The 23,865-nt window shown below is 73.2% G+C and carries 23 protein-coding genes; 13 read left to right on the top strand and 10 right to left on the bottom strand.

The features are described 5' to 3' along the window. The first annotated feature begins 20 nt into the window (after window positions 1-20). Window positions 21-422 (top strand): VOC family protein, encoded by a 402-nt coding sequence (locus ACIP37_RS10455; RefSeq protein ID WP_363579370.1) that lies wholly within the window; start codon window positions 21-23, stop codon window positions 420-422. On the opposite strand, the gene ACIP37_RS10450 is transcribed toward ACIP37_RS10455, so the two are convergent. Then, on the bottom strand, window positions 383-757 hold the full coding sequence (locus ACIP37_RS10450; protein ID WP_400804922.1) for a DUF6191 domain-containing protein: 375 nt from the start codon (window positions 755-757) through the stop codon (window positions 383-385). The two genes, ACIP37_RS10455 and ACIP37_RS10450, sit on opposite strands and share 40 nt — an antisense overlap. Window positions 758-862: 105 nt before the next feature. Between ACIP37_RS10450 and ACIP37_RS10445 the strand changes: the two genes are divergently transcribed. The 5 genes from ACIP37_RS10445 (at window position 863) to ACIP37_RS10425 (ending at window position 7,893) form a co-directional block, all read left to right on the top strand. Further along, on the top strand, window positions 863-1,621 hold the full coding sequence (locus ACIP37_RS10445) for a dienelactone hydrolase family protein (protein WP_363579366.1): 759 nt from the start codon (window positions 863-865) through the stop codon (window positions 1,619-1,621). Between the two features lie 418 nt (window positions 1,622-2,039). Next, entirely contained in the window at window positions 2,040-2,918 is an 879-nt protein-coding gene (locus tag ACIP37_RS10440) for an alpha/beta fold hydrolase (protein ID WP_400804925.1), read from the top strand. A gap of 115 nt (window positions 2,919-3,033) precedes the next feature. Next, window positions 3,034-5,127 (top strand): protein kinase, encoded by a 2,094-nt coding sequence (locus tag ACIP37_RS10435; protein ID WP_400804928.1) that lies wholly within the window; start codon window positions 3,034-3,036, stop codon window positions 5,125-5,127. Continuing rightward, a complete protein-coding gene (locus ACIP37_RS10430) occupies window positions 5,124-5,426 on the top strand; it encodes a glutaredoxin domain-containing protein (protein WP_363616659.1) in 303 nt (100 codons plus the stop codon). Before ACIP37_RS10435 ends, ACIP37_RS10430 begins: the two co-directional genes overlap by 4 nt. An 829-nt stretch (window positions 5,427-6,255) precedes the next feature. After that, the gene (locus ACIP37_RS10425; RefSeq protein ID WP_363579358.1) at window positions 6,256-7,893 is read left to right on the top strand and encodes a M4 family metallopeptidase; all 1,638 of its coding nucleotides are present in this window, start codon (window positions 6,256-6,258) and stop codon (window positions 7,891-7,893) included. A 94-nt stretch (window positions 7,894-7,987) separates the two neighbouring features. Here the strand turns inward: ACIP37_RS10425 and ACIP37_RS10420 are convergent, their stop codons facing one another. The 3 genes from ACIP37_RS10420 to ACIP37_RS10410 are packed head-to-tail and all read right to left on the bottom strand — an operon-like array spanning window position 7,988 to window position 10,336. Further along, window positions 7,988-8,461, bottom strand: a complete 474-nt coding sequence (locus tag ACIP37_RS10420) for an MFS transporter (RefSeq protein ID WP_400804932.1) — start codon at window positions 8,459-8,461, stop codon at window positions 7,988-7,990. Window positions 8,462-8,474: 13 nt separating this feature from the next. Next, window positions 8,475-9,488 carry an ABC transporter substrate-binding protein gene (locus ACIP37_RS10415; protein ID WP_400804935.1) on the bottom strand — a complete coding sequence of 338 codons (1,014 nt, stop codon included), beginning with the start codon at window positions 9,486-9,488 and terminating at the stop codon, window positions 8,475-8,477. Between the two features lie 59 nt (window positions 9,489-9,547). Further along, on the bottom strand, window positions 9,548-10,336 hold the full coding sequence (locus ACIP37_RS10410; protein ID WP_363579352.1) for a MerR family transcriptional regulator: 789 nt from the start codon (window positions 10,334-10,336) through the stop codon (window positions 9,548-9,550). Window positions 10,337-10,693: 357 nt separating this feature from the next. Here ACIP37_RS10410 and ACIP37_RS10405 point away from each other — a divergent pair, with 357 nt between their 5' ends. The 3 genes from ACIP37_RS10405 to ACIP37_RS10395 are packed head-to-tail and all read left to right on the top strand — an operon-like array spanning window position 10,694 to window position 14,159. Continuing rightward, window positions 10,694-12,256, top strand: a complete 1,563-nt coding sequence (locus ACIP37_RS10405) for a flavin-containing monooxygenase (RefSeq protein ID WP_400804939.1) — start codon at window positions 10,694-10,696, stop codon at window positions 12,254-12,256. Next, window positions 12,253-13,257 (top strand): alpha/beta fold hydrolase, encoded by a 1,005-nt coding sequence (locus ACIP37_RS10400; RefSeq protein ID WP_400804942.1) that lies wholly within the window; start codon window positions 12,253-12,255, stop codon window positions 13,255-13,257. The genes ACIP37_RS10405 and ACIP37_RS10400 overlap by 4 nt, the downstream gene beginning before the upstream one ends. Next, window positions 13,254-14,159, top strand: coding sequence for an SDR family oxidoreductase (locus tag ACIP37_RS10395; RefSeq protein ID WP_400804944.1), 906 nt, complete (start codon window positions 13,254-13,256; stop codon window positions 14,157-14,159). Before ACIP37_RS10400 ends, ACIP37_RS10395 begins: the two co-directional genes overlap by 4 nt. Window positions 14,160-14,280: 121 nt before the next feature. On the opposite strand, the gene ACIP37_RS10390 is transcribed toward ACIP37_RS10395, so the two are convergent. Continuing rightward, window positions 14,281-15,705, bottom strand: a complete 1,425-nt coding sequence (locus tag ACIP37_RS10390) for a PLP-dependent aminotransferase family protein (RefSeq protein WP_363579345.1) — start codon at window positions 15,703-15,705, stop codon at window positions 14,281-14,283. A 204-nt stretch (window positions 15,706-15,909) separates the two neighbouring features. Here ACIP37_RS10390 and ACIP37_RS10385 point away from each other — a divergent pair, with 204 nt between their 5' ends. After that, window positions 15,910-16,506, top strand: coding sequence for a LysE family translocator (locus ACIP37_RS10385; RefSeq protein ID WP_363579657.1), 597 nt, complete (start codon window positions 15,910-15,912; stop codon window positions 16,504-16,506). Window positions 16,507-16,570: 64 nt separating this feature from the next. On the opposite strand, the gene ACIP37_RS10380 is transcribed toward ACIP37_RS10385, so the two are convergent. From ACIP37_RS10380 to ACIP37_RS10365, 4 genes are all read right to left on the bottom strand, one after another. Further along, window positions 16,571-17,584, bottom strand: a complete 1,014-nt coding sequence (locus ACIP37_RS10380) for a serine hydrolase domain-containing protein (protein ID WP_363579343.1) — start codon at window positions 17,582-17,584, stop codon at window positions 16,571-16,573. After that, entirely contained in the window at window positions 17,581-18,513 is a 933-nt protein-coding gene (locus ACIP37_RS10375) for a DUF6895 family protein (RefSeq protein WP_400804947.1), read from the bottom strand. Before ACIP37_RS10375 ends, ACIP37_RS10380 begins: the two co-directional genes overlap by 4 nt. Beyond that, window positions 18,510-19,253 carry a hypothetical protein gene (locus ACIP37_RS10370; protein WP_400804950.1) on the bottom strand — a complete coding sequence of 248 codons (744 nt, stop codon included), beginning with the start codon at window positions 19,251-19,253 and terminating at the stop codon, window positions 18,510-18,512. Before ACIP37_RS10370 ends, ACIP37_RS10375 begins: the two co-directional genes overlap by 4 nt. Window positions 19,254-19,526: 273 nt before the next feature. Further along, the gene (locus tag ACIP37_RS10365) at window positions 19,527-19,736 is read right to left on the bottom strand and encodes a hypothetical protein (protein WP_400804953.1); all 210 of its coding nucleotides are present in this window, start codon (window positions 19,734-19,736) and stop codon (window positions 19,527-19,529) included. 155 nt (window positions 19,737-19,891) lie between these two features. Between ACIP37_RS10365 and ACIP37_RS10360 the strand changes: the two genes are divergently transcribed. Continuing rightward, complete coding sequence (locus ACIP37_RS10360) at window positions 19,892-20,665, top strand: SDR family oxidoreductase (RefSeq protein ID WP_363579335.1); 774 nt, start codon at window positions 19,892-19,894, stop codon at window positions 20,663-20,665. 160 nt (window positions 20,666-20,825) lie between these two features. Then, window positions 20,826-22,667, top strand: a complete 1,842-nt coding sequence (locus ACIP37_RS10355; protein WP_400804956.1) for an ABC transporter ATP-binding protein — start codon at window positions 20,826-20,828, stop codon at window positions 22,665-22,667. A 92-nt stretch (window positions 22,668-22,759) separates the two neighbouring features. On the opposite strand, the gene ACIP37_RS10350 is transcribed toward ACIP37_RS10355, so the two are convergent. Beyond that, window positions 22,760-23,428, bottom strand: a complete 669-nt coding sequence (locus ACIP37_RS10350; RefSeq protein ID WP_363579331.1) for a lysophospholipid acyltransferase family protein — start codon at window positions 23,426-23,428, stop codon at window positions 22,760-22,762. Window positions 23,429-23,602: 174 nt separating this feature from the next. Between ACIP37_RS10350 and ACIP37_RS10345 the strand changes: the two genes are divergently transcribed. After that, window positions 23,603-23,815, top strand: a complete 213-nt coding sequence (locus ACIP37_RS10345; RefSeq protein WP_363579329.1) for an EF-hand domain-containing protein — start codon at window positions 23,603-23,605, stop codon at window positions 23,813-23,815. The last annotated feature ends 50 nt before the right edge of the window (window positions 23,816-23,865 follow it).

The raw sequence follows: 23,865 nt of genomic DNA, 5'->3' as shown, positions 1-23,865 counted from the left end.
TATCGGCTAGGGTCGCGGCCATGATCGATTCGACGACGCGGGTTCGCATCGCCCGGCCCTCGCGCGACCTCGCGGCGGCCGAGCGCTTCTACGTCGGCGGCCTCGGCCTCGACGTGCTGTGGCGCACCACCGAGCGGGTGTCCGGCGAGCACGACCTGCTGATGGTCGGTCCGCCCGGCGGAGCCTGGCACTTCGAACTCACCCACGACCCGGAGAACCCGCTGGAGCCCACCCCGACGGTCGACGACCTGTTCGTCGTCTACCTCGGTGCGCCGGTGGACGACGCCCTGGTCGCCCGGCTGGAGGCCGCCGGCGGCACCCCGGTCCGGGCCCACAACCCCTACTGGGAGGAGTTCGGCGTGACGATATCCGACCCGGACGGCTACCGGCTGGTGCTCTGCTCCCGTGGCTGGGGAGCCTGACCGCCTGTCCGACCCCGTTCGGTCTCGCCGCCCGCCCCGTCCCTGCCGCGCAGCACCGCCACGCCCCGGTCCAGGTCCACGCCGAAGTGCGGCGGCGCTCCGACCTGGGCGTCGTCCCGCAGCGTCAGCTGTTCCCGCCGTTGTTCGATCTGCACCCGCTTGCCCGGGCTGAACAGCGCCTGCAACTCCTCCAGCCCGCCGCCCAGGCCAACCCCGGTGCTCCCGCCGCCGCGCCGCCAACGCCCCGACGACTCGCCCCGGATCTGCCACGCGATCAGGAGCATCAGCCCGATCACCGCCGCCGCCACGCACGCCACGTCTACGATCACACCCATGTACGCCCAACGCCGGTCGGCCGCACCCGTGTTCCCCGAGGGCGCCGCGCCGGTGGCGGCGTCCACCCGCTACCCTGCCGCGCGAACCGAAGGAGACCCCTCACCATGACCGTGCGCGGAACCACCGTGGACATCCCGACGGCGGACGGCACCGCCGATGCCTACCTCGCCCGTCCCGACGACGGGCGGGCCCACCCCGGCGTCATCCTCTATATGGATGCCTTCGGGCTCCGACCCCAGCTGAAGGACATGGCCGACCGGCTCGCCCGGGCCGGGTACGCCGTGCTGGTCCCCAACGCCTACTACCGGAACGGCCGCGCGCCGGTCGTCGAACTGCCGCCGCTGATCGACCTGGAGAAGGACCCGGCGATCTTCAAGCAGATCGGCCCGCTGCTCGCCACCCTCACCCCCGAGGTGACCGCCCGCGACGCGGACGCCTACCTGCGCTGGCTCGCCGATTCCCCGCTCGTCGAGGACGGCCCGGTCGGCCTCACCGGCTACTGCCGCGGCGCGGTGCTCGCCCTGCGGACGGCCGCCAGCCACCCCGACCGGATCGCGGCCATGGCCGGTTTCCACGGCGGCAGCCTCGCCACCGAGGCGCCGGACAGTCCGCACCTGGGCGCCTCCCGGATCACCGCCGAGGTGTACTTCGGCCACGCCGACGAGGATCCGTCCATGCCCGCCGAGCAGATCGAACGGCTCGCCGGGGCCCTCGCCGCCGCCGGTGTCCGCCACCGGGAGGAGGTCTACCAGGGCGCCCCGCACGGCTACACCCAGGCCGACACCACCCGCTACGACGCCGTCGCCGACGCGCGCCACTGGGAGGCGCTGCTGGACCTGTTCAAGCGGACCCTGTCGGCCTGAGCCGCCGGAGGGCCGGGGCGGCCAGCGACGCCGCCCCGGCCTGGGCCGTGCGGGCGCGGGCCGGTGACGGCCTCACGCCACAGCACCTCCTCTTCGTCCTCCGGTCACACAACGGACGCGAGGTGTTCGGGTTTGCGTGGAGCCGGGCCGTCATGGTCTGGTGCCTGACAGCGAGTCCGGGCCCGGCCGGGGGCCGACCCGCCGGGCGTCGGGGAGGCACCCGGGACTCGTGGCAGTGGTGAGCAACGAACCCGCGTCACCCGGTACCACAGGCCGGGACCGGGCGGACGGATCCAGGGGGGAACCGAACGTGCAGAAGACGGAGAACAGGCAGAACGCGCAGGAACCGTGGGGCACGCGGGACACGCAGGGCGCACGGGGCATGGGGGGCGTACAGGTAGTACGGGGCACGCGGGCCATGCGGGATGTGCAGGACGCCATCGCGCAGGCGCTGGCCGAGAGCGTCCCCGGCGGGGTCCGGCAGGGCGAACTCGACCGTGACGGGCGGGCATTGCGCTGGGTGGAGGCGGGGCGCGGCGGCCCGCCGGTGGTCCTGCTCGCGGGCTGCGGCACCTCGTCGCTGACCTGGGCGCCGGTGCTGTCCGAACTGGCTGCGCACAGCCGGGTCGTGGCGTACGACCGGGCCGGGCTCGGTGCCAGTGACCCCGCTCGCGTCTCCGGTCCTTCGCTGGAGTCCCCGACCGGGGACCTGGCTGCCCTGGTGGAGCACCTCGGCGCCGGCCCGGCCATCCTGGTCGGGCACAGCTGGGGCGGCCAGCTGGCCCAACTCCTCGCCTGGCGGCACCCGGAACTGGTGGCCGGCCTGGTCCTGGTGGATCCGGCGCACGAGGAGTTCCAGCCACCGGCCATCCGCGCGGCCGAGGCCGTCCTGTTGCGGCTGGGGCTGCTCCGGGCAGCCATGACGCCCGCCGCACGCCGTGCCGGGGGAGCCGTCGCGAGGGCCGAGGCGGCCGTCGAGGCGCATCGCCACCAGCGGCGGACCGTCCTCGACGAGAACCGGCTGACGGTCCTCGCGGTCTCCGAGCTCCGGCGGCGGCGCGCGGCCGCGCGGCTGCCCGACGTGCCGGTGACGGTGCTGAGCGCGACCGACGGCCTGCCGGGGGCGATGCGCGCCCGCTGGACCGTCCTCCAGTCACACGTCGTCGCCGGCGCGGCCAAGGGGTCGCACATCGTGGTGCGCGGCGCCGGCCACCACGTCCACGCCGACCACCCGCAGGCCGTCGCCGCCGCCGTCCTGGAGGTGGTCGAGCACGCCCGGCAGGGCCGGGACAGCTGACGGCGGCGGCCCTCAACCGCTGGCCGGACAGCGCCTGCTGACCGTTCGACCCCCTCTGGCACACTGGGGGCCGAACGGCCCGCTGGGGAGGGTCATGACACATGGGGGCGGGAGTATGAGGGGTCCGGGCGCCGTGCTCGGCGGGCGGTACACGCTGGTCGAGCGGATCGGCGGCGGGGGGATGGGTACGGTCTGGCGGGCCGACGACACGGTGCTGGCGCGGCCGGTGGCCGTCAAGATCCTGCACTCGGCGCTGTTCGAGGACGACACTTTCATCCAGCGCTTCCGCCGGGAGGCCCAGCTGGTCGCCGCGATCGACCACCCGGCCGTCGTGGACGTCCACGACTACGGTGAGAGCGGCGGCGGTGCCGAGGGCCGGGAGGGCGGCGAGGGCGGTGACGCCGGGGACCGCTGCGCCTACATCGTCATGGAGCTGGTCGACGGCAGGCCGTTGGACCGGGTGCTCGCCGAGGAGGGCCCGATGCCTCCCGAGCGCGCCCTCGGTCTGGTCGCCGCCGCGCTGGACGGCCTGCACGCCGCCCACCGCCGGGAGATCGTGCACCGGGACATCAAGCCGTCCAACCTGATGGTGCGCACGGACGGCCGGGTGACCATCACCGACTTCGGCATCGCCCGGGCGATCGCCAGTACCAAGATCACCGCCTCGCACGCGATCGTCGGCACCGCCCTCTACATGGCCCCCGAACAGGCCGAGGGTACGGGCACCGGGCCGGCCTCCGACCTCTACTCGATCGGCGTGGTCTGCTTCGAACTGCTCACCGGGAAGCCGCCGTTCGTCGGCGAGAGCGTGTTGGAGGTCGCGCTCAAGCACGTTCGCCAGCCGGCGCCGGAGCTGCCGGGGGCCTTCCCGGCGGCGGTCCGCGAGCTGGTCGCGAAGGCACTGGAGAAGAAGCCGGAGGACCGGTTCGCCGACGCCGCCGAGATGGCGGCCGCGGCCCGGGCGGCGATCGGTGCGAAGGACGCGGGCGCTGCGGCGGGTGCGGCCGGTGCCCCGGCCGACACCGGGACGGTCGACCTCAGGGCGGCGGCCGGGGGAGCGGCTGCGGGTGAAGGGGCCGGGGGTGGGGTGGCCGGGGGCGCCGGTGCGGCGAAGGCCGGTGCCCTGGTGCCGGTCGCGGACGGCGCCGACCAGCCCGCGTCAGGCGAGCGCCCGGCGTCGGGTGGCCCCGTGCCGGACGAGGACGAGGTCGCCAAGGTGGGGCCGCAGCCGGTGACCGAGCCGGGCAAGCGCCGGTCGCGGCGCGCACTGCTGGTGCCGGTGATCGTCCCCGTGGTCATCTCGATGGGCACGGCGACCGTCCTGCTGGTGGACCGCGGCCCCGGCCGGTCGGACGCGGCCGAGCCGCCCGCCGCCCAGCCGACCGTCGTCGTGACGGCCCCGGTGACCCCGGGCGCGGGCACCCCGGCGGCCCCGGCCGTGACGCCGCCCGCCACGCCGACACCCTCCGACACCCCGGTCGCGGCCCCGGCCGCCGACCAGCAGCCGAGCACCCCGAACCAGCCGGGCGCGCCCGTCCCGGCCCCCGCGCCGGGCGGCAACGGAGGCGCGGCGGGCCGAGGCGCGGGCGCGGCGGGCGGCGGCGGCGCTTCGGGCGGCCAATCCAACCAGTCCGGCGGCGGGGGCGGCACCGCCAACCAGCCCGCCAACCCCAATCCCAATCCCAACCCGCAGCCCCCGGCCCAGAACGCGGCCGGTGGCTCCCCCGCCGGGGGCGGCTCCCCGTCCGGCGGCGGTTCGCCCTCGGGCGGCGGCAACCCGCCGGCTCCGCAGACCCCCACCCGGCCGCCGTCGTGCGGCGGCACCTCCTGGACCACCATCGTCAACGTGAAGGACGGCCGCCCGATCGGGATGGCCCGCGACGAACTGAGCGGCGACAACCCGATCGTGGTCGGCGGCGCGTCCCAGTACGGCTGGGTGCGGGCGACCGACCCCGGCTCCTGGATCAGTTTCAACGCCTGCAACAGCGGCGGGCCGCTGCTCGTCCAGACCATGGACGGCAAGGTCACCCTGAGCGGAGGCTTCAGCTTCCTGACCAACTGGACGGTGCGCAGCGGATCCGCCCAGGGCTCCTACACGCTGGCCGACTACCAGAACCAGCGCTGCATGACCGACAACGGCCCGGGAAACGCGGTCACCATGGTGACCTGCACCCCCGGCAACACGGCCCAGGAATGGCGGTTCCAGTGACAGCGACCGGCGGAGCCGACGACGGTGTGGTCCTCTACTGGCGGCCGCTGTGCACGTTCTGCATGAACCTGCGCCTGGCGCTGCTCTTCACCCGCCTGCGCTACAGCCGGCGGTTCACCATGGTGAACATCTGGAAGGACCCGGACGCCGCCGCCTTCGTCCGCTCGGTCGCGGACGGCAACGAGACCGTGCCGACCGTCACCGTGGCCGGGCGGCCGATGGTGAACCCGTCGATCCGCCAACTGCTCGCCGCAGTGCGGGAGTACGCGCCGGACGTGCTCCCGGGAAGGCCTCGCTGACCGGTCCGGGCGAGGAGTGGTACCCCTTCGCTCTCCCGGTCCAGATCCCGATCCCGCCGTTGCCGTTGCCGCTGCCGTTGCCGCTGCCGCTTCTGCGACCGGACGGGCCCGGCGCGGGCGGCGGTTGAGCGCGTGTGCCGACCCGGCCCGGGTGTCCGTACGGGCTGGTCGCCCGGGAGCCGGGGGCGGGCGAGCGGGGCGCCGCGGGAACCGGGCGTCATCGCAGATGCCAGTGGAGGAGGGGCTGTTGTGGGACACGGGGTCTCACCGGCTCCGGTGCGCCCTCAGGTGTCGAGCCCAACTCGCCGACTGCGCTGAGGAGTCGGGCGAACACGAGGCCCGGTGGCGCTAGCAGATGACCCGGCGGCGGGCAAGGGTGGCAGGTGGCGGGACCTCGCCAAGCGGATGTCAAGATTCCGTATTGGAAGTTCTACAGGGATGTAAAAGTCGATTCCGGCCCGCTCGGCTCCGCGCGCCGAATCGGCGTTCGACGGTCGATCGGACATCGGTGCAGGCGGTCGGGCGTGGTTCGGGTGGGAACCCACTGCAAGGCGCGGTGAATTGCCCCGTTTTGCCCACCACTTGAGGGCCCTGGCGAGCTGGCGGGACCTGGCCAATCGCTGAAGTAGACCTGTCAATTCACCTGCTGGATTGTCATGCTTCTGGACAGCCCCGGCGGTAGCCCCCACCCCCACCCCTTGGTGGCTCGCCGCTCGACCGCTCGGGGTTTCAGCACGTCAGCGCCCATTTCCGCCCCACAGGTGCCGACCCCGGCCCCCGGAACGCGGCGCGACCGCGTCCACACGCGGTTTCCCGGAAGGACTCGCACGTGAAGCGAAAGCTCGCAGCTGTCGCCGTACTGTCGGCCACCGCCCTGCTGACCGGTGTGATCCAGGTGAGCACCGCCGCCCAGGCCAGCCCCGTCGCCGGCCTCCAGGCCCAGGCCGACCACCAGCACGCGGCCGTGCTCGCGCTGGCCGGCGGCCAGTCCGGCCCGCTCGCCAAGGCCCTCGCCCTCGGCGAGAAGGAGCGGCTCGTCGCCAAGGACGCCGTGGTGGACAAGGACGGCACCCGGCACCTGCGCTTCGAGCGCACCTACGCCGGCCTGCCGGTGCTCGGCGGCGACCTGGTCGTCCACCAGAAGGCCAACGGCTCGGTCAAGTCGGTCGACAAGGCGGTCTCCGCCAAGCTCGCGCTGCCGAGCCTGACCCCGCAGATCCCGGCCGACCAGGCCGCCACGCAGGCCACCGGCGCGGTCAAGGCCACCGTCGGGGTCACCCTCGACGCCGACGAGTCCCCGCTGGCCGACGTGCACCAGACCGGCAAGGCCGAACTGGTCGTCTGGGCGACCGACGGCAACCCGCGCCTGGCCTACCGGACCACCGTCGAGGGCGTGCGCGCCGACGGCACCCCGAGCAACCAGGTGCTCGTCACCGACGCCGCCACCGGCAAGGTGCTGTCCACCCACGAGAAGATCCAGACCGCCGCCGGCACCGGCAAGGGCGTCTTCGTCGGCCAGGTGCCGCTCACCACCGCGCAGAGCGGCTCCAGCTACTCTCTGAAGGACGACAGCCGCGGCGGCCAGTCCACCAGCGACATGAGCAACGGAACCGCCGGCAACGGCTCGCTGTTCGCCAACACCTCCAACAACTTCGGCGACGGCACCGCCTCCAACCGCGAATCCGCCGCCGTGGACGCCCAGTTCGGCGCGGCCACCACGTGGGACTTCTACAAGAGCACCTTCGGCCGCAACGGCATCCGCAACGACGGTGTCGGCGCCGCGAGCCGCGTCCACTACGGCTCCAACTACGTCAACGCCTTCTGGGACGACAGCTGCTTCTGCATGTCCTACGGCGACGGCAACGGCGACGCCGCCCCGCTCACCGAGATCGACGTGGCCGGCCACGAGATGAGCCACGGCGTCACCGCCGCCACGGCGAACCTCAACTACTCAGGTGAGTCCGGTGGCCTCAACGAGGCCACCTCCGACATCATGGGCACGATGGTCGAGTGGTACGCCAACCTGCCCTCCAACCCGCCGAACTACTGGATCGGCGAGCTGATCAACCTGAACGGCAACGGCACCCCGCTGCGCTACATGGACCAGCCCAGCAAGGACGGCCAGTCCGCCGACTCCTGGTCCGCCGGCGTGGGCAACCTCGACGTGCACTACTCGTCGGGCGTGGCCAACCACTTCTTCTACCTGCTGTCGGAGGGCAGCGGCGCGAAGAGCATCAACGGGTTCGACTACAACAGCCCGACGGCCGACGGCTCCTCGCTCGCGGGCATCGGCCGGGACAAGGCCGCGCAGATCTGGTACCGCGCGCTGACCGTCTACTTCACCTCCACCACCGACTACGCGGGCGCCCGGGCGGGCACCCTCAGCGCGGCGGCGGACCTGTACGGCAACGGCAGCGCCGAGTACAACGCGGTCGCGGCCACCTGGACGGCGGTCAACGTCAACTGACGACCGCCTGAGTGGGCCCTGCCGAACCGTGGGTGCCGGCGGGCGGGGCCGCACGGCGGGGGCGACGGTGTGCGGACCACCGTCGCCCCCGCCGTCATGTGCGCGGGGCGCGGCGCGCGGGCGCAGCGATGCGGGGTTGGACGCCGGAACCGTCAGTCCCACCGTCAGTCCCACCGTCGGTCGGAGCAGTCGGAGCGGTCGGAGTGCGGCGGCGGTAGCGCTGTTCGGTCGCGGTGCACGCGGCGAGCAGCAAGGCCGCCGCCGTGGCCGCGGTGATCGCGAACGGCGCGGCGGGCGCGAAGTGCGTGGTCGCCCAGCCGCCCAGGAAGGTGCCGGCCGATTGCGCCAGGATCAGCGCGCTGACCAGCGCAGCCATCGCCTCGCCCAGCCGGACGGCCGGCACCGTCCGCTCGGCCAGGCCGAACATCGTGATCATCTGTGGTGCGACCGCCACCCCGAGGAGGCCCACGGCAACGGTCAGGCTCCACAGGCTCCCGGTGGAGACGAGCAGGACGCAGGAGGCGGCGAACAGCAGCGCCATCCCGGCCAGCAGCAGGACGTAGGGCACGGTGAGCAGTCGCTCAGGGCGCGAGGTGCTTCCGGATCTGGTCCAGGATCAGGCCGGCCCCGGTGTAGCCGATCCCGAGCATCCACAGGCTGTCGTCGACCCGGAACACCCGGCCGGTGCGGACGGCGTCCAGGCTCTTCCACAGCGCGCCATCGGTGATCCTGCCCTGGTCGGACTTGGCCGCGTCCCCGTAGACCGAGTAGAAGATGACGTCGGCCGCCGCCTGGTCCACCTGCTCGGGGCTGATCTCGACCGAGAACCCGGGCTTGTCCTGGTTGGCGGGCCGGCCGAGCCCGAGGTCCTTGAACAGCGAGCCGACGAAGGTGTCGTTGAGGTACAGCCTGGTCGGTGCGCCCGCGAGGAAACGAGCCATCTCGACCCGGGTGGCGGCGGCCTTGGCCGGGCCGCCGAGTGCGGTGACGAGGTCCCGCGCCTTCGTCCGGTACGCCGCGTCGGCCGCTTCGGCTTCGGCCTGCCGGCCCATCGCCTCGGCGTGCAGCCGGACGTTCTCCTTCCAGGTGGGCCCGGTGGTCTTGGACAGCACGGTCGGCGCGATCTTCGTCAGTTCGTCGTACCGCTTGTCGTCGCGCACCTGGTTGCTCAGGATGAGGTCCGGCCGCAGCGCCGCGATCGCCTCCAGGTTGGGCTGCCCGATGGCGCCGACGGCCTTTGTCGTGGCCAGCCGTTCGGCGGGCAGGTAGGCCGGGAAGGGAGCGCCCTCGGTGACGGTGGTCGCGCCGACCGGCGTGAGCCCGAGGGTGACCACCGAGTCCAGCGCGTCGGTGTCCAGCGCCACCACCCGGGTGGCCCGGGCCGGTACGGTGCTCTCGCCGCGAGCGTGCCGGACGGTCCGGGGGCCGGCCCCGCTGGACCCGCCGGAACCGCCCGGCGCGCCGGGATCACCGGTCGCGCCGGTCGAACCGGCGGACGGTGCCGGGGAGTTCGGTCCGCAGGCGGCGAGCGCGAGGCCCGGGGTGAGCCCGGCGGCGAGGCCGAGTGCGGCGCGGCGACTGAGGGGTCTGGGCATCGGCGGTTCCTCCAACGGGTGGGCAGGGCGCGGGAATCCCTGCCCTCCCGTCGGAGGGGTTACGCCTCGGTGTCGTTCTCCCGTCGCTGGCGCAGCAGTTCGTCGTACTCGGCGGGCACCCGCCGGTCCATCGCGAGGGCGAACTGCGCGTCGACGACCGTACGGGCCAGCGGCCGCACCCGCAGGATGCGTTCGGTGAGCCGGGCCGCCTCGCCGGGCGGCAGCGGGGCGTCGGCGGCGAGGGCGCCGAGCAGGTGCTCGCCGACCACGTCGATGAAGATCTCGGCGATGGCTTCCACGTGCTCCTGGGTCCGCCGGCTGGCGTCCAGCACCACGGAAAGCGGTACGCCCTCGGCGACGAGTGCGGTGGTGGCGTCCATCAGGCGGCGGCTGATGTGGGTGATCCCGTCGTCGTCGATCGTGATGTAGCCCTGGGCGATCGACTCGGCGGTGTTCTCCTCGGTGAGCTGGTCGTTGAAGACGGTCCTGAGTTCGTCCCAGTCCAGGCGCACCGGGGTCTCGTCCGACCAGGGGGCGACGATCGCGGCCTCCAGCCCGATCAGCTCGGCGACGTCCCGCCCGCTCTCGCCGGCGCCGATCAGTTCGGCGATGCCGCCCAGGGTGTGGCCGCGGTCAAGCAGTTCGCCGATCATCCGCAGCCGGGCCAGGTGCTCCTCGCCGTACCAGGCGATCCGGCCCTCCTTGCGGGGCGGCTGGAGCAGTTTGCGCTCGCGGTAGAAGCGCAGCGTCCGGCTGGTGATGCCGGCCGCCTCGGCCAGTTCCTCCACCCGGTACTCGCGTTTTCCGTCACCCGCAGCAGCTCTGACCTTGTCCACGGCGATCAGCATAGGTCCGGCACCTCCGAAGGCTCCCGGAATCCGGGTGGCCGCGCTTCTTCCATCCGGTGTCAGCAAGGGCTACCCTGCCAATCATGCCAGTAATTACTGGCGCGATTAGCGGGGCTCCGACGCCGGTCGTCGGGGAGCCCAAGGCAGTGCGCACAGCACCATGCGGAGCAGCACCAGAGCGACACCGCGGCTTCACCCGGGCGCATCAGGGCAACATCAGAGCAGCGCCAGGGCGGTACGAGAGCAGTCGAGCACAGCACGAGCACGGCGTCGTCGGCGCGCCAGGACGCGCGGCACGAGCGGGCGCCACGGTACGGCAGCGCGAAGATCATCGCCCCACCCTCAGGAGGAGGCCGCATGGCATCCAGCAGCAAGCGCCCCCGCTCCGGCACGTCCGGTGCCCCCGCGGCGGACGAGGCCGTCCCGCACGTGCGGGTGGCGGTGATCGGCTCCGGCTTCGGCGGTCTCGGCGCCGCGGTCCGGCTGCGCCGCGCCGGGATCACCGACTTCGTCGTCCTGGAGCGCGCGGACTCGGTCGGCGGCACCTGGCGCGACAACAGCTACCCCGGCTGCGCCTGCGACGTGCCCTCGCACCTCTACTCCTTCTCCTTCGCGCCCAACCCCGCGTGGCCGCGCAGCTTCTCCGGCCAGCCGGACATCCGCGCCTACCTGGAGAAGGTCGCCACCGTCTTCGGCCTCCGCCCGCACCTTCGGTTCAACACCGAAGTGCTGGGGGCGCGTTGGGAGGCCGAGCAGGTCCGCTGGCGGATCACCACCTCGGCCGGTCAGTGGACCGCGGACGCGGTGGTCTCCGCCGCCGGACCACTGGCGGACCCGCAGATCCCCGACCTGCCGGGGCTCGGCGCCTTCCCCGGCAAGGTGTTCCACTCCTCCCGCTGGGACCACGACTACGACCTGACCGGCAAGCGGGTCGCGATCGTCGGCACCGGAGCCTCCGCCGCCCAGATCATCCCGTCGATCCAGCCGAAGGTCGGCAGGTTGACGGTCTTCCAGCGCACGCCCGCCTGGGTCCTGCCGCGCCGGGACCGCGAGATCAGCCAGCTGGAGAAGTGGCTGCACGACCGCGTGCCGGTCACCGGGAAGATCCGCCGCGGCACCCTGTTCGCCCTCCGAGAGCTCCAGGTGGACGCCTTCGTGCGCCGCCCGGGAATGCTGCGCGTGGTCCAGCAACTCGCCGAACGCCACCTCGCCCAGGGCGTTCCCGACCCGGCCCTGCGCGCCAAGCTGACCCCGGACTACCGGATCGGCTGCAAGCGCATCCTGCTCAGCAACACCTACTACCCGGCGCTCGCCGCGGCCAACACCGAGGTCGTCGCCTCCGGCCTGCGTGAACTGCGCGGCTCCACCCTGGTCGCCGCCGACGGCAGCGAGCACGAGGTCGACGCCATCGTCTTCGGCACCGGCTTCCACGTCACCGACATGCCCATCGGGGCCCGGGTGTTCGGCGCCAACGGCACCAGCCTGGCGGAGGAGTGGAAGGACGGCATGGAGGCGCTGCGCGGCTCGGCCATGCACGGCTTCCCGAACCTGTTCTTCGTGATCGGCCCCAACACCGGCCTCGGCAACAGCTCGATGATCCTGATGATCGAGTCCCAACTGAACTACCTGATCGACGCGTTGACCACGCTCAAGTCGATCGGTGCCACCGCGATGCAGCCCACCGTCCGGGCCCAGCGGCAGTGGAACCTAGAACTCCAGCACCGGATGGACCGCACCGTCTGGACCACCGGCGGCTGCCGCAGCTGGTACCTGGATCCGAACGGCAAGAACACCGTGCTCTGGCCCGGCTCCACCACCGCGTTCCGCCGCGCCACCCGCAAGGTCGACCTCGGCGAGTACGAACTGATCATGCGCGCCGGCCAGGACGCCGCCCGTACCGCGCAGGAGGTGTCCGCATGAGCGCCGCCGAGCTGCCCGCCGAGTACGTCCCGCCCGTGCCCGTCGAGGAGTTGAGCATCCGTTCGGCGGACGGGATCCGGCTGCACGTCGAGGTCCACGGCCAGTCCGGGGCGCCGACCGTCGTGCTCTCCCACGGCTGGACCTGCTCAACCGCCTTCTGGGCTCCGGTGATTCGCCAACTCGCCGACCGTTACCGAGTGGTGGCCTATGACCAGCGCGGCCACGGGCACAGCGAGATCCCGCCGAGCCGGGTCCGCTACTCCACCCGGGCACTGGCCGAGGACCTCTCCGCCGTCCTCGCCCGGACCGTCCCGGCGGGGGAGAAGGCCGTGCTCGCCGGGCACAGCATGGGCGGGATGACCATCATGGCCGCCGGTGGCCGCCCCGAGATCGCCGACCGAACCGCCGCCGCCGTCCTGGTCTCCACCGGGCCGGGGGAGCTGGTGGCCGAACTCACCGTGCTGCCCGAGGCGGTGCGTTCCCCGGGGCTGCGTCGCTTCCTGAACCGCCTGCTGCTGCGCTCCCGGCTGCCGCTCGGGCCGGTCTCGCCGGTCAGCCGTGTCGCGCTCAAGTACGCGACCATGGGCCCGGGTTCGTCCGCCGGGCAGGTGGAGGCGACGGCCCGGATCGTGCACGCCTGCCCGACCGCCGTCCGTGCCAACTGGGCGGGCGTCCTCGACCGTCTGGACGTCCACGCCGGACTCGCCCGGCTCGCCGTACCGACCGCGGTCGTGGTCGGCACCGCGGACCGGTTGACCCCGCCGGTGCACGCGCACCGGATCGTCGCCGAACTCGCCGACCCGCAGGGGCTGTTGCTGCTTCCGGGGGTCGGGCACATGGCGCCGCTGGAGCGGCCGGTGGAGGTCGCGGCCGAGATCCACCGCTTGGCCGCCGCGTACCTGTCCGCCGCGCCCGCTTCCGTCTCCGCTCCTGCTCCCTCCCCCTCCACCTCCGCCTCCTCCGCCTCTGCGCCCGTCTCCGAGAGGACCGCCGCCGCATGAACGCCATCCCGCCGTTGTCCGCGCAGGTCGTCGTCGTCACCGGGGCCGCCCGCGGGGTCGGGGCTTCGCTCGCCCACACGCTCGCCCGGCGCGGGGCCAAGGTCGCCCTCCTGGGGCTGGAGCCGGACGAGCTCAAGGCCGTCGCGGCGCAGTGCGGCGCGGCCGCGACCAGTTGGGAGGTGGACGTCACCGACCTCGACGCGCTCGGCGACGCCGCCCGTCGGATCAAGGAGCACTACGGCCGGATCGACACCGTGGTCGCCAACGCCGGCATCGCCATCGGCGGGCCGGTGGTGGACAGCGATCACCGGGCGTTCAGCCGGGTGATCGAGGTCAACCTGCTCGGCAGCGTCGCCACGGCCAGGGCCTTCCTGCCCGCCCTCGCCGAGAGCCGGGGCTACCTGCTGCAGATCGCCTCGCTCGCCGCGCTCACTCCCGCGCCGCTGATGAGCGCGTACTGCGCCAGCAAGTCCGGGGTGGAGGCCTTCGCCCACTCGCTCCGCGCCGAGGTCGCCTACCAGGGGGTCAAGGTCGGCGTGGGATACCTGAGTTGGACCGACACCGACATGGTGCGCGGCGCCGACGAGGACGCCGTGCTCAAGCAGATGCGCACCAGGCTGCCGTGGCCGGCCAACAAGACCTACCCGCTGGAGCCCGCAGTGGAGCGGATCGTCGCCGGCATCGCCCGGAGGTCCGCCCACGTCTACGCGCAGGCCTGGCTGCGCGGCATGCAGCCGGTCCGCTGGCTGCTGCCGAGCCTGATCGCGGCGGTCGGCTCCCGCGACGTCGCCCGGATCGCGCCCCAGCTCGCCGCCACCGCCGCCTCCCGGTTGCGCGCCGTCGGTGCCGGCGGAGCTGCGGACACGGCGGTGCGGGGCGGCCGGAGCGGCGCCGTCGACTGACGGCCGTCGACTGACAACTGACAATTGACAGATTTCAACTGACGGATAACAGATAACAGATTTCAACAGCTGTTATCTGTTATCTGCCAGTTGTCCGTCCGTCCGTCCGTCTGGCTGCCCATCACTCCATCCACTCCTCCGCCGTCCCCCGCGCGATCCGCGCCAGCGTCTCCAGCGCTCGCGTCAGCACGGGCAGCGGCGGCGAGGCCAGGGCGACTCGGACGGCGGACGGGGAACGCCGGGGGTCGGCGGCGAACGCCGCCGCGGGTGTGACGGCGATGCCCGCCCGCGCCGCCGCCGCGACGAACGTCTCCGCCCGCCAGGCCGTCGGCAGCTCCCACCACAGGTAGTACGAGCAGGGGTCGGCCCGGACGTGCTGCCCCGCCAGCACCTCGCGCGCCAGCAGCTGACGCGCGACGGCGTCGGCGCGCTTGGCTGCCGCGACCTCGGCCACGGTGCCCTCCCCGATCCAGCGCACGGCCGCCTCCAGGGCGAACCCGCTGGGCGTCCAGCCACCCGAGCGCAGTGCGCCCGCGATCCGCTCGCGCAGCGCGGCGGGGACGACCGCGAACCCGGTGGTCAGCCCGGGCGCGAGCCGCTTGGAGAGGCTGTCGACGAGGACGGTGCGTTCCGGTGCGAGGCTGGCGAGGGCGGTCAGCTCCGGGCGGAGGAAGGACCAGATCGCGTCCTCGACGACCGGCAGGTCGAGGCGGCGCAGTTCCTCGGCGAGGGCGGCCGTCCGCTCGTACGGCAGGCTCCCGCCGAGCGGGTTCTGCAGCCTCGGTTGGACGTAGACGGCGCGCAGCGGCGCGGCCCGGTGGGCGGTGGCCACGGCGTCGGGCAGCAGCCCGTGCTCGTCGACGGCCAGTGGTACGAGTGTGATGCCCAGCCGCTGGGCGACGGCCTTGACCACCGGGTAGGTCAGCGCCTCCACCCCCAGCCGGTGGCCGGGCGGCACCAGCGCGGACAGTGCCGCGGCGATGGCCTGCCGGCCGTTGCCCGCGAACAGCAACTCCTCCCCGGCGATCTCCGGGTTGACCTCCTGATCCCCGCCCGAAAGGTCCCCGCCCGACCGGTCGCCGTCCATCCGATCCCCGCCCGTCCGGCGTTCGTCCGACAGCAGTGCCGCGAACGCCTGCCGGGCCGCGCCCGTCCCGGCCGCGCCCACCGGTGCGAGCGCGGCACCCAGCGCGTCGGCCCGGAGCAGCGGCGCCAGTCCGGTGGCCAGCAGTCCGGCCTGCTCGGGGACGGCGGGGTAGTTGAGTTCCAGGTCCACCGGCGCGCCGGCCGGTTCGGCGAGTGCCACCTGCCCGCCGGTTGCCCCGCCGCCGGCCCCCTGCCCGGCCCGGACGAAGGTGCCGCGCCCGACCTCCCCGGTGGTCAGTCCGCGCCGGGTCAGTTCCCGGTAGACGCGCCCGGCCGTGGAGTTGGCGATGCCCCGGCTGCGGGCGAAGGCGCGCTGGGTGGGCAGTTGCCGGCCCGGTCGCAGCCGCCCGTCGGTGATGGCGCCGGCGATCTCGTCGGCGATCAGGCGGTAGTCGTCCATCGGGGGGACCCCTCCACACGAGTTGACGGCATTGCACAGCATCGCACCGATATTGCACCGAGTGCAAAGTCATCATTGCATTGAGATCGACGCCGGGCCTAGCCTCCTCGCATGGAAGCACTGACCCCCACCGCTCCCGCCGCATCCGCCCTGTCCGCTGTGGGCGGGCACGCCGTACTCGGGATCGCCGCCGTGGCGCTCGGGATGGTGCTGACACCGGGGCCCAACATGATCTACCTGGTCTCCCGGTCGATCGCCCAGGGCCGCCGCGCCGGGCTGCTGTCGCTGATCGGGGTCGCGGCCGGCTTCCTGGTCTACCTGGCCGCGGTGACGGCGGGCGTGGCCGCCGTGTTCTCGGTGGTGCCCGCCCTCTACACCGCGATCAAGCTGGCCGGCGCCGGCTACCTGCTGTGGTTGGCCTGGAAGGCCGTCCGTCCGGGCGGTACGGCGGTGTTCGCCCCGCAGCAGCTGCCGCCGGATCCGCCGCGCCGGCTGTTCGCGATGGGCTTTCTGACCTGTCTGCTCAACCCCAAGATCGCCATCATGTACATCTCGCTGCTGCCCCAGTTCGTGGCGCCCGAGCGCGGTCACGTCGCGGTGCAGAGCCTGGTGCTGGGGCTGGCCCAGATCGTGGTGGCGGTCACCGTCAACGGGCTGATCGCGGTGAGCGCGGGAGGCATCGCGTCCTTCCTCAACCGCCGTCCCGCCTGGCTGCGGATCCAGCGCTACGCGATGGGGACGGTCCTCGGCGGCCTCGCCGTCCACATCGCCGCCGACCGCGCCAAAGCCGTGGCAGCCTAGGCCCGTCGCCTCGGCCCGCAGTGCCGCGATGCCGCAGCGCCGCAGTGCCGCACCCCCCAGGGTCCTAAGCCGCCCGCAGCACCTCGTACGCCGCCTGTAGGAAACGCCCGTCCAGCGACGGCCCGGTGTTGGCCAGGGCCGCCACCGCGGCCGACGCCTGGGGCGAGAACCCGACGAAGGCGGTGAACCCCCGGGTCGCCCCGGCGTGGAAGTACAGGTCGCGCCCGCCCGGGCGGCGGTGGTTCCACACCAGGCACAGCTCGTCCGTCGAGCGCGGCAGCCGCAGCCGCGGTCGCTGGACCTCGCGCAGCGCGGCCGCCAACTCGCCGTGGCCACCGCCGAGATGCGCCCTCAGGTAGCGCAACAGGTCGGCCCCGCTCGCCCGGAGCGCGCCGGCCCCCGGCAGTCCGGGGATGTGCCAGGGTGGCAGTTCCTGCCCGCGCCGGTACCCGACCGCCCGCCCCGGCGGGTCCGCCGTACAGGTGGTGGCACCGAGGCCCAGCGGTCGGAGGACCCGTTCGGCGAGCAGTTCCCCATAGGGCGACCCGCCCGTCTCGGAGAGCACCCGACCGAGCAGTGCGACGCCGTAGTTGGAGTACCGGTACCGGCTGCCGGGCCTGCACCGTACGGTGGTTCGGGCCACCCCTGCCCTCAACTGCTCGTCCCCGAACGCGACGTACGGATTGGTGAACCAGGTCGGTACGGCGCGCGCGGCCAGTCCGGGCGGCAGCCGGGGCAGGCCCGAGGTGTGGGTGGCCAGGTGCAGCAGCCGGATCGGCTCGGGGGAGCGGACGGTCACCGGGCGCCAGCAGTCCGGCAGGCGGCGTTCCACCGTGTCGTCCAGGGAGACGTCTCCGCGCGCGGCCATCTGTGCCAGCAGCAGCGCGGTGAAGGTCTTGCTGACCGAACCGAGTTCGAAGACGGTGTCCGGCGAGCACGCGGCCGTCCGCCCGTGCCCGAGCCGCCCGTGGCAGCGCACCTCCTCCGCGTCCCCGCGCGCGACGGCGACCGTGACGGCGCTGGCGTACGGCCCGGCCGCGCGCACCACCTCCGCGACCGCCGGACCCAGCCCGTTCACGCGACCGCCGTGGTGGCCCCGAGCGCCCGGGCGAGCGTGATGCCACCGGCCACCACCGCGACGACGGCGGTGTGCTGGTGGTCCTGGAACGCCTGCGCGCGGTCCTCGTCGACCGGGTCGGCGTCGCGCGGCAGCAGGCCGTCCTCGTGCTGGACGGCGGCCAGCGCGTCCCAGCCCTGCCGCCCGGTGGCCGGCTCACCGATGCACGCGTCGACCACGAGGAGTTCGGCGGCGAGGTCCCACTGGCCGATCTCCAGCCAGATGTCGAGCCAGGCCGGCAGCCAGTCGCGCACGTGGTCGCGCATCGGCTCCGGCAGGCCGTCCGGGCGGGCGCCCCAGTCCGTGAGGTGGAAGACGGTGTGGGTGATGTCGTAGCCGGTCATCCAGTTGACGGCCCACGGCTCGGGCGTGGCGCCCAGCCAGGTGCCGGCGGCGAGTGCGGCCCAGTCCGGCTGGTGGGCGAGCCCGATGACCCGTCGGGCGTTGGCGACCCCCAGGCGCCGGTTGGGGTGGATCTCCTCGGCGTGCGCGGCCCGCAACCGGCTGAGCGAATCGAGCAGTTCCTCCAGCGCCGGGTGGCGGTAGCCGACCCGGGCGAAGTGGGCGTAGGTCTCCAGCGGGTCGGTCATGGTGAAGTGGCGCAGCTGCCGCTCGTACAGCAGGTCGCCCTCGCGCAGTTGCGCCCAGGCGTGGTCGAGCAGCTCGCGTGCGGTGCGGGCCTCGGTGGGCCCGGTGACGCCGTCGCGCAGGATCAGCGAAGCGGCCAGCGCGATCTCGCCGAGCGGCTTGTAGGCGTCGTCGGGGTCGGAGAGGTCGACCACGGTGTTGTCCGGGATCCGGCCGAGGCCGTCGGCGTGGGAGGCGTGCAGCCAGGCCAGCGCGCGGGAGGCGAGCCGCTGCGCGGTGGCGAGGACGTGGGTGTCGGTCATCGGACCCGGCTCCGTCGGTCGGTCGGCGGACGGGAGGAGCGGTCGAGCAGTCGACGGGCGACGGCCAGCTCGAGTCCGGTGCGGGCGCTACCGTTGCCGGCCAGCCGGATGCGTTCCAGGACGGGCTCGACCTCCAGCCGCAGCGGCCGGCCCTCGGCACCGGCCCAGGCGAGCCAGCGGGCGAGCCGGGCGGCGGTGGGGAGGTCGCGGCGCAGCATGGAGCGGACGGTGCCGCGGGCAAGGGCCAGGGTGTGCGCGCGGGCGGTGTCGTGCACCGGGCCGTCGAGCCCGGGCAGTGCCAGGACGGACAGCTGGGCCATCCGTACCGACCAGGTCTGCCAGCCGACGGCCTCCGGGCCCGGAGGCGGCAGGGGCGGCGGGGCACCGGTTCCGTACGGCGTGCGGGCGAGCACCTGCCCGGCCGCCCAGTCCTGCCATGCGATCACCAGCGCGGCGTCGGCCGAGGCCGCTGCCGAGTCCGGTGCCGGAAAGGCCTGCCGCGCCTCGGCCAGCAGTACGGAGGTGGGCCCGTCGGGCGCGGCCCCGGAGAGTAGTTGCGGGGCGAAGAGGTCCGCGCCGAGCACCCGCAGCGCGGCCAGTGTCGGGCGCGGCACGGCGCCGTCCGGGTCCGCGAGCGCGGTTGTGCCTCCGTCGCCCCGGAGGGCGTCGAGGGTCCGGCGCGCCACCCGTTCGACGGCTGCGGCGTACTCGTCGCGCAGTGGCGTCTCGGCGAAGGGCATCGGTGGTGTTCCTCCTGGTCGGGGAGCCCCTGGCGGGCGGCCTCGTGGGCGTGGGTTCGCGCGGACGGGCTCACGGGCGCGAGTTCACGCGGACGGACTCACGAGCGTGGGCTCACGAGCGCGGGTTCGCGCGGACGGTTCACGAACTCGGGCTCACGAGCCCTCGTCAGGCCCGCCGAGGAGCCGGGGAAGGGGTGGGCCGGTCCACGTCGGTGGACCGGCCCCGCGATCGGGCCGCCCGGCTACCGGGTCGGTGATCGGGTCGCCCGGCTGCTAGCGGGTCGACTTCTCCTTCGGCGGCTTCGGCGACAGCAACAGCGCCAGCAGCAGAAGTCCGAGGGCTTCGGGCGAGTACGTGGGCGCGTCGGACACGACGGCCTCGTCCTCCACCATCAGGCTCGCGAGTGTGTCCGTCTCGGCGCGCGTCGCGGTCGTCGCGGTCGTCGCGGTCGTGGCCTTGTGGGTCCGGCAGTGAGTAAGCATCAGAAGTGCCTCCTCAGTTGAGCGTCACCGCCCGGTCGGGCGATGCCCCCGTCCGAACGGTACGGGCGCGGTCCGGTACCTGCATCCGCAGATGGCCGGCAGGGATAGTCCGTTCGGAGTGGGCGCGGCTGCGGTGAGTCGGTACCGTCGGGGGCATGACCACAGCCTTGATCACCGGCGCGACCGCCGGCATCGGAGCCGCGTTCGCCCGCCGGCTCGCCCGCAGCGGCTACCAGCTCGTCCTGGTGGCCCGGGACACCGGGCGCCTGGAGCGTGCGAGCGCCGACCTGCACGCCGAGCACGGAATCGAGGTGGAGGTGCTGACCGCCGACCTCGCCACCGACGAGGGCATCGCGGCCGTCGAGGCCCGGCTCGCCGACTCCGCCCGCCCGGTGGACCTGCTCGTCAACAACGCCGGTTTCGGCAACAAGGGCGCGTTCGGGACCGTCCCGCTCCAGGACGAGCTGGACATGCTGAAGGTGCACATCGAGGCGATCCTGCGGCTGACCACGGCGGCCCTGCCGGGGATGCGCGAGCGCGGTCGCGGCGCGGTCGTGAACGTCGCCTCGGTGGCGGCGTTCCTGCCGCGCGGCACGTACGGGGCGAGCAAGGCGTGGGTGGTGAGTTTCACCCAGGGAGTGCTGCGCGACCTCGGTGGCACCGGAGTGCGGATGATGGCGCTCTGCCCGGGCTTCACCCGCACCGAGTTCCACCAGCGGGCCGGCATGGGCACCGGCAACATCCCGGCCTGGTCCTGGCTCTCGGCCGAGCGGGTGGTGGCGGAGGCGATGCGCGACCTGGCCCGGGGCCGCTCGTTGTCCGTGCCGGGCAAGCGCTACAAGGCGGTGGTGGCCCTCGCCCGCCTGTTGCCCTCCGGTCGGCTGGGCGGCCTGTCCTCGAAGGCGGCGCGCAGCTACCGGACGAACTGACGCGGTCGGGGCGGCCGGAGCATTCGGGGCGGCCGGACGGTAGGCCGGGCGGTCGCGGCGCCGTGGGAATAGATCCAGCCTCACTATTAGCTAGTCTAACTATGAGCTATTCTCGCTATGCTGGCGGCCGTCCGACCGCCCCACCCACGGAGGTTTGCCCTTGAGACCCACCACCATCAACTGGACCCCGCCCGAACGCGCCCAGGGCGAGCCCCGCCCGCCGGCCCAGTGGCGGCGCATCCTCGCCCTCTTCCGCCCGTACACGGGCCGCCTCACCGTCGTCGGGCTGCTGGTGGCCGCCTCCGCCGTGGTGTCGGTGGTCTCGCCGTTCCTGCTCAAGGCGGTCCTGGACACCGCGATCCCGCAGGGCCGCACCGGGCTGCTCAGCCTGCTCGCGCTCGGCATGGTTCTCGCGGCCGTGGTGAACAGCATCTTCAACGTCCTGCAGACGCTGATCTCCACCACCGTCGGCCAGCGCGTCATGCACGACCTGCGCACCGCCGTCTACAGCCACCTGCAACGGCAGTCGCTGGCGTTCTTCACCCGCACCCGCACCGGCGAGGTGCAGTCCCGGATCGCCAACGACATCGGCGGCATGCAGTCCACCGTGACGTCCACCGCGACCAGCCTGGTCTCCAACTTCACCGCGGTGATCGCCTCCGTGGTCGCCATGGTCGCGCTCGACTGGCGGCTCACCGTCGTCTCGCTGCTGCTGCTCCCGCTGTTCGTCTGGATCAGCCGGCGGGTCGGCAACGAGCGCAAGAAGATCACCACCGAGCGGCAGAAGCAGCTGGCCGCGATGAGTTCGGCGGTCCAGGAGTCGCTGTCGGTCAGCGGCATCCTGCTCGGCCGCACGATGGGCCGTTCCGACTCGCTCGCCCGTGAGTTCACCGGGCAGTCCGACCAGTTGGCCGACCTCGAAGTGCGGTCCAGCATGGCCGGGCGCTGGCGGATGAACACCATCCAGATCGTCATGGCCGCGATGCCCGCGGTCATCTACTGGGCGGCGGGGCTGTCCGCGGCGGGCGGCGCGCCGATCGTCTCGGTCGGCACCCTGGTCGCCTTCGTCACCCTCCAGCAGGGCCTGTTCCGCCCGACCGTCAGCCTGCTCTCCACCGGCGTGGACGTGCAGACCTCGCTCGCGCTCTTCCAGCGCATCTTCGAGTACCTCGACCTGCCGGTGGAGATCGCCGAGCCGCCGAAGCCGCGGAACCTGACCGACATCCGCGGCGAGGTCCGCTTCGAGGACGTCGACTTCCGCTACGACCCCGCGCAGGAGCGGCCGACGCTCTCCGGGGTCGAACTCAAGGTCCCGGCCGGGAGCTCGCTGGCCGTGGTCGGTGAGACGGGCTCCGGCAAGACCACGCTCAGCTACCTCGTCCCGCGTCTGTACGACGTCACCGGCGGCCGGGTCACCATCGACGGCGTGGACGTGCGCGAACTGTCCTTCGACACGCTGGCCCGCGCGGTCGGCGTGGTCTCCCAGGAGACCTACCTCTTCCACGCCTCGGTCGCCGAGAACCTGCGCTTCGCCAAGCCGGAGGCCACCGACGCCGAACTGGTCGAAGCCGCCCGGGCCGCGCAGGTCCACGAGACCATCGCCGCCCTGCCGGACGGCTACGACACCCTGGTCGGCGAGCGCGGCTACCGCTTCTCCGGCGGCGAGAAGCAGCGCCTCGCGCTCGCCCGGACGATCCTGCGCAACCCGCCGGTGCTGATCCTCGACGAGGCCACCAGCGCGCTCGACAACCGCACCGAACAGGCCGTCCAGCAGGCCGTGGACACCCTGGCCGCCGGCCGCACCACCATCACCATCGCGCACCGGCTCTCCACCGTCCGGGGCGCCGACCAGATCGCCGTCCTCGACCACGGTGAGGTGGTCGAACTCGGCACCCATGAGGAACTGGTGGAGCTGGACGGCCGCTACGCGGCGCTGCTGCGCCGGGAGGCGCCAGAGCCGGCCGTCGACGTACCGGAGCCGGCCGCGCTCGGACACGTGTGAGCGCCCGAGCGGGTGCGGCGAGGCGTGATGTGGCGGGGTGTGACGTAGCGAGGTGTGGCGGGGTGTGATGCGGCGCGGCGCGCGGCCGGGGCCTACGCGGCCTTCGGCGCCTCGTTGTAGCTCTCCGCGACCTCCTGGCCGGAGAGCCGCTGGATCGCCGCCATCACCTCGTCGGTCACCTGTCGACGGGCCTTCAGCGAGCGGGCCTGCCCGTGCAGCTCGTCGAAGTGCAGCGGCTCGCCGAACCGGACGGTCACCTTCTTGATCCGCGGCACCCGCTTGCCGACCGGCAGGATCTGCTCAGGCCCCTCCAGCGCCACCGGCACCACCGGTACGCCCGCGGTCAGCGCCAGCCAGGCGACGCCCGTCTTGCCCCGGTAGAGCCGGCCGTCCAGCGACCGGGTGCCCTCGGGGTAGATGCCGAAGGCCTTGCCGTCCTCCAGGATCTCCAGCGCCGACTCCAGCGAGGCCTGAGCAGAACGGTAGGTGCCGCGCTCGACCGGCACCGCGCCGATCGCCTCGAAGAAGTCCTTGGAGAGCCGGCCCTTGAGCCCCGTTCCGGTGAAGTACTCGGCCTTGGCGAGGAAGTGGACCCGGCGCGGGGCGGTGAGCGGGATCACCACGCTGTCGATGAAGGACAGGTGGTTGCTGGCCAGGATGACCCCGCCCTTGCGCGGCACGTTCTCGATGCCCTCGATGGTCGGCCGCCAGATGCCGCGTGAGACGGGTTTCAGCACCAGCCTGGTGGCGAGATCGAGCATGGTCCCTCCCTGGACGAACGATCGCCCGGGAGGAGCCCGGGCCTGCAATCAGATCCGCAGACTACGACAACCACCCCCGCGGCCGTCCACTCCCGGCGACCGTGGCGCGCACCACGGCCGGGTAGGGTACGCCCGTCCGAACAGAGCACAACCCCGCAGTACCAGGAGGGCACGATGGAGACCACCGAGGCGATCAAGGCCATGTTCGACCGTTTCGACAAGAACGGCGACGGCAAGATCACTCCGGCCGAATACGCGCTGGTCGCGAACGAGATGGGCGACCACGACGTGACGCTGTCGATGGCCGAGGCCCTGATCCACGCCATGGACACCCACCACCAGGGCTTCCTGACCTTCGACGAGTTCCTGGCCGCCCGCCAGCGCTGAGCGTGCCGACGGGTCCGGTCGCCGTACCGGCGGCGCCGGGCCCGGTGCCA

It is taken from the genome of Kitasatospora sp. NPDC088861, from assembly GCF_044750105.1.
In the GTDB taxonomy this organism is placed as follows: Bacteria; Actinomycetota; Actinomycetes; order Streptomycetales; family Streptomycetaceae; genus Kitasatospora.
Note: the sequence above shows the minus strand (reverse complement) of the source record. Positions and strands in the feature narration are given on the sequence as shown.